Annotated in this window: 3 protein-coding genes; 1 reads left to right on the forward strand and 2 read right to left on the reverse strand. The window is 34.4% G+C overall.

Annotated features, from left to right (window positions below):
• Positions 1-1,124: plasmid recombination protein (locus tag H3R21_RS07365; protein WP_198184140.1), on the reverse strand; the 1,124-nt coding region annotated here is incomplete at its 3' end.
• A gap of 1,330 nt (positions 1,125-2,454) precedes the next feature.
• Here H3R21_RS07365 and H3R21_RS07370 point away from each other — a divergent pair.
• A complete protein-coding gene (locus H3R21_RS07370; RefSeq protein ID WP_198184142.1) occupies positions 2,455-2,997 on the forward strand; it encodes a hypothetical protein in 543 nt (180 codons plus the stop codon).
• A gap of 771 nt (positions 2,998-3,768) precedes the next feature.
• Here H3R21_RS07370 and H3R21_RS07375 read toward each other — a convergent pair.
• The coding region (locus H3R21_RS07375) for a hypothetical protein (RefSeq protein WP_198184144.1) at positions 3,769-4,523 on the reverse strand (755 nt) is incomplete at its 5' end.

The following is a 4,523-nucleotide window of genomic DNA, read 5'->3' on the forward strand; positions in this document are numbered from 1 at the left end:
GTTTGTAATTGCGTATTAGTGGCAGTCAGTTTTTGATTTTGTTGAATTACTTGAACTAAGTTTTGGGATAGCCTAGCTTTTTTAATTAATTCAGCTATTCTAGCTTGAGCAGTAACTTTGTCAACGAGTCCAAAAGATTTAGTTGGTAAGTAATAATCAACGTCAGCGTCATTATTAACGCTTGAGAGCAGTTTTAGTGTCTTTAAGTATGTTTCCCCGTTTTCAACTTTTAAATGGCTCTCACGGCTCAAAATAGCCGATTTTTGTTGCTTATCCTTGATTTGCTGATCCAATTCTTGGCTCATGATTTTTTGATCAGTTAATTTGATAGCTAATTCAGCATTTTTATTTTTTTGTTGCAGAGCTAAGGCTTGAGCTTGATCGACAGCACGCATAGCCTGCTTGTATTCGTGGACGTTTTTTAATTGATTGGTTAAGCCTTGTTCACGTTCAATGCCAAATTTATGCGCTAGTTCAGTTAAATTATCAGCTTGTTGATGTTGAAATTCACGAAAAAGCGCCCGACTGTCCTTAGGATCAGGTTTAAACCCCTCTTCAATTAAAGCTTTATCAAAACTCGGCTTAACGGTTATTCCTCGCTGTGCATTCTTCAAATGTGCTACAGGAACAACATTAAGGTGTAGGTGGGGTGAGCCCGGTTCGTCCATGTGAATGACCGCATTGTAAACCTGTAAATTTGGGTTATTCTGTTCAAAATCATGTTCAAATTCGGTCAAAATCTTTTTGGCAGTTTGCCAATTTTTAGATGTAGTACGATCTTGCTTTAAATAATCATTCTGGTTGCCAACTTGAACAATAAATTCACGTTGGGTCGCTTGATTTTTACTATTTTTGATTTTGCGATAATAATCGGTGATCCGGCGGTCTTTACGTTTCTGTTTGGCATTGTATTGTTCAACGGCTTTGCCAAATTGCTCTTGATAAACTTTTTTAATGTCACGATGAACTAGCACCTCGTTTAGGGACGTATATTCTGGCAAAATGTGACGGTGTCCTGCTTTATCGTAATCGAAGTGATCGGGATCAAGGGAGCGGTTATTGTGTCTAATTGAAGTTTCGGTGGCGTTGCCTTTTGCAAACGAAACAGTCATTTTTTGGTTCATAATTTAGCGACCTCCAGCTGACCCTATTTTACTACTTTTTTGTTACTTTTCTAAAAAGTAACGTTTTCGATGTAGTGACAATTGCTAACGCAAAAGTCACTACATCAAACGCCCTTACGCAGGGGGCGAAGCAGAAAAAGCTGGCGCAATTTCTGCTTAATTCAATTTTGGCAAAACTGCGTAATGCACAAAATTTCATGACGAAAAAACAAGCAAAAGTCGTGAAGACTAATGCTTGTTTTTTCGTCTGGTCGTGTCCTTGAGGACACGATTTTCTTTTTTCAAAAAGAAACAAAAAGACGACCAACTGAGGTCGTCACCGCGCGTTGAAAGTAGTCAACTTACAAAACACGTTTGTTCCATGCAATCAGCATGTCATACTATTTCTAAGGGAAGTATAGCATATTAAATCGAAAATGGTAAAATGATTACGCACGTTTGTGCACCATCTTGAAAGGTCTAGTCAACTTTTCTATAAGGAGGTGAATACCATGCGTGAAGTAGTCATACTATTTTTACTGTACATTGTGCTTGCAAAAGCAGAACAAGTATTGAGTGACATTATTGCCATACTCGATAAATTGTTCAGGTAGTACAGGGAAAAGCAGTCTTTTTAGACGCTCAGTGCGCAATGCAGCCTAGATTTTTCTGGGCTGTTTTGGTAAAAAAAGAAATTGGTCTAATTGTGAAATTGAAAAAAAGCAGAAAATAAAAAGCCCACTAATTTGGGCTTTTTTTATACTATACGGTTTTAATTTCACAAAATTATTTTTAAAATTAATTTCTGTTTTAGTCCTGCGGGCTGTTTGTTCTTACTTCCGATAATGTACATTATGTAAAGTTGCAAGCGGTCTACCTAAAAGATATTATAGCTACAATATTTTTTAGGTAAATAATGGTACCATGTTGCCATCGATAAAGAGCATAACTGCAATTACAAGAAATTGATTAGATAGTTCATGTAAAAATTTATAATGTTTATTTCTTGTATTAATTAGCTTAAATAAACATGCGAATATTAATAAAATTATAGCTAAAATAATCTTAGATATATCATTACTAATTAAAAAAGAACGTTTGAAAAATATTAGAAATATAAGTTGAATAATAATTCCTATTGTTAATAGCGCATTGCTTAAGTATTCTATATATTTTATATAATTTTTATTAGAAACATGTTTTCGATATGTCCAAGCTGATATTGTAATAATCAATAATATATATATAAATGTACTATACATAATATCTCCATAAATTTGTAATTTCAATTTAATATGCTAACATAAATATTGTTATAAATAAATAGAGAATGTAAAAGGTGAAATAAAAATTGAAAAAGATTATTTATACAATATTTATGTTTTGTTTATTAATTGCCAGTAGCTTGATTGTTAGTAATCCTAATCAAGTAAGTGCAAGTCATATTAAGTCTATGTCTTATCAAACATCTCAAAAGACTAAGCCTACTTCTATTACTAATGATACTTTATTATATAGTAATATGCAGCCACATAGCATTAAAGGATATAGAAAGCTTGGTTACTCTCATTTTTTTAAAAGTAGATGGTCAGGTACAAAGAATGTTATGTCTACTAAAACTAGGCGTGTAGCTAAGGTAATAGCTGAAACAGTTTTGTCTCCTCTAATTGTTAATAAATATGCTAAGGCTATATATGCCATATATACTGTTAGTAGTGCAACAGCAACTCAACATCCAGATGTTTGGCCAACCTCAAATTTAAGAAATATTATGGCTAAAACCCCTGTTGGTTATACTGCTAGGATAGGTCAAGAAACTATCATAAAGTATTACTCTAACAAAAAGCGCACACATTTGATTAAAGAGATTCATCATACTTACTGGTTTGGATAAAATTATTTACTAATATTAAATCTATGAAACAGGTTTGCTATTTTCAGATTTTGTTATACAATATTTTTAATTGAATATGAAAAAAGCCCGAATCAGAATTCCCGTTCTGATTCGAGCGTATACGCTGACTACAAACAAGCCTTGTAGCTTCACGCTTTTCAATCAATGTTACTGAAAACATTCAGTAACTAGATTGTATAAAGAAATTGAAGAAAATTCAAGTGGAACTGACTAAGTTGTAGTTGGTTCCATTTTTTAATGCACTTTTTCAATGGTTTATCAAAAAATAAAAGTAGGTATCCGCACCGACGCAAACTCGCGGACGCAAGCAGACAGGTAAGGGGCCTGTCGGGAGTGTCAAATGGTCACTACGACCAGTGTAACCGATAAATAATGAAGCACGAATGGTAGGGGAGGTCATGTACTCGTATATAGCTGAATGCTAGTCAGAACAGTAGTATGCGGGGCTTCACAGTCCAGTATATAGAAGTACCATATATCTGGTTTCCGGGCTACATAGGTGTAATCTGTGCCCTCATAAGAGGGAAATGAACGACGGACGACTGACGGCGACGGTAAGCTTGTTCATGTTTATTTTTTTGTTTGCGCTCTGCTAAAGGGCGTAAACTCACTCAAGACTTCTTCTGGCTCAAATAAGCTTGAACTATTTTCTTAATTTTTTCAATATTTTTTTAATTGGGTGGTGCGTGTTTGGTTAAGATAGTTAAAGAAATTACGTTGAAATAGATCAAAGATAGAACTGGAGCAATTTTAACGATCTAAACCTCTGTCGTGTGTCTGAGATAGATATATTTGGCGTAATTCCTCTTGCGAGGGCATTGAAGCGTGATGTTTAAGCTTTTGGAAATCAGTTTGAGGCCAATATTGCTTGAAGAGATCTAAATCTGGTTCTTGTTGTTGGTGGAAATGTTGCCCAATACGTTCTATAACTTTAGACCAAGTATTTTTGAGTAATGGTTTGCATTCACCAATTGCAGTAACTAAAGTTTGCCCAAATTGGTTGAGGTGCTTAATTTGGTGCTTTTGGTGTTTGATAGTATTGGCTTGCATATGGAGGACTTGGTCTTTTTGTGCTAATTGCTGTTTTTGGTCTTGGAGTTCTGTAGTTAGAGTGGCGATTTTTTCTTGATAGGGTGTTTTGATACTATCTAACTGTTCTTGTAATTGCTTGATTTGATACTGATAAGTTAAGTTATCGCTTTGTGATTTGTTAAGTTCCATAACTAGTTCGACAGCATAGTTATCTTGCTCGGCAATTTTTTTATTTAAGCTTTTAATTTCTTTTTGATAAGGCTCACCAGCTTTAACATGGACTCTTTGTTTTTCTTCATGGCGTCCTTTTTTTATGCCGATGTGATAGCCTTCAAGTGATTTTTTATCAGCAATGGTTTCGTTTTCCAGTGTTAATTTTTGAATTTGCGTTTGTAATTGCGTATTAGTGGCAGTCAGTTTTTGATTTTGTTGAATTACTTGAACTAAGTTTTGGGATAGCCTAGCTTTTTTAA

This window comes from Lactobacillus sp. W8172, from assembly GCF_016102055.1.
GTDB lineage: Bacteria > Bacillota > Bacilli > Lactobacillales > Lactobacillaceae > Lactobacillus > Lactobacillus apis_A.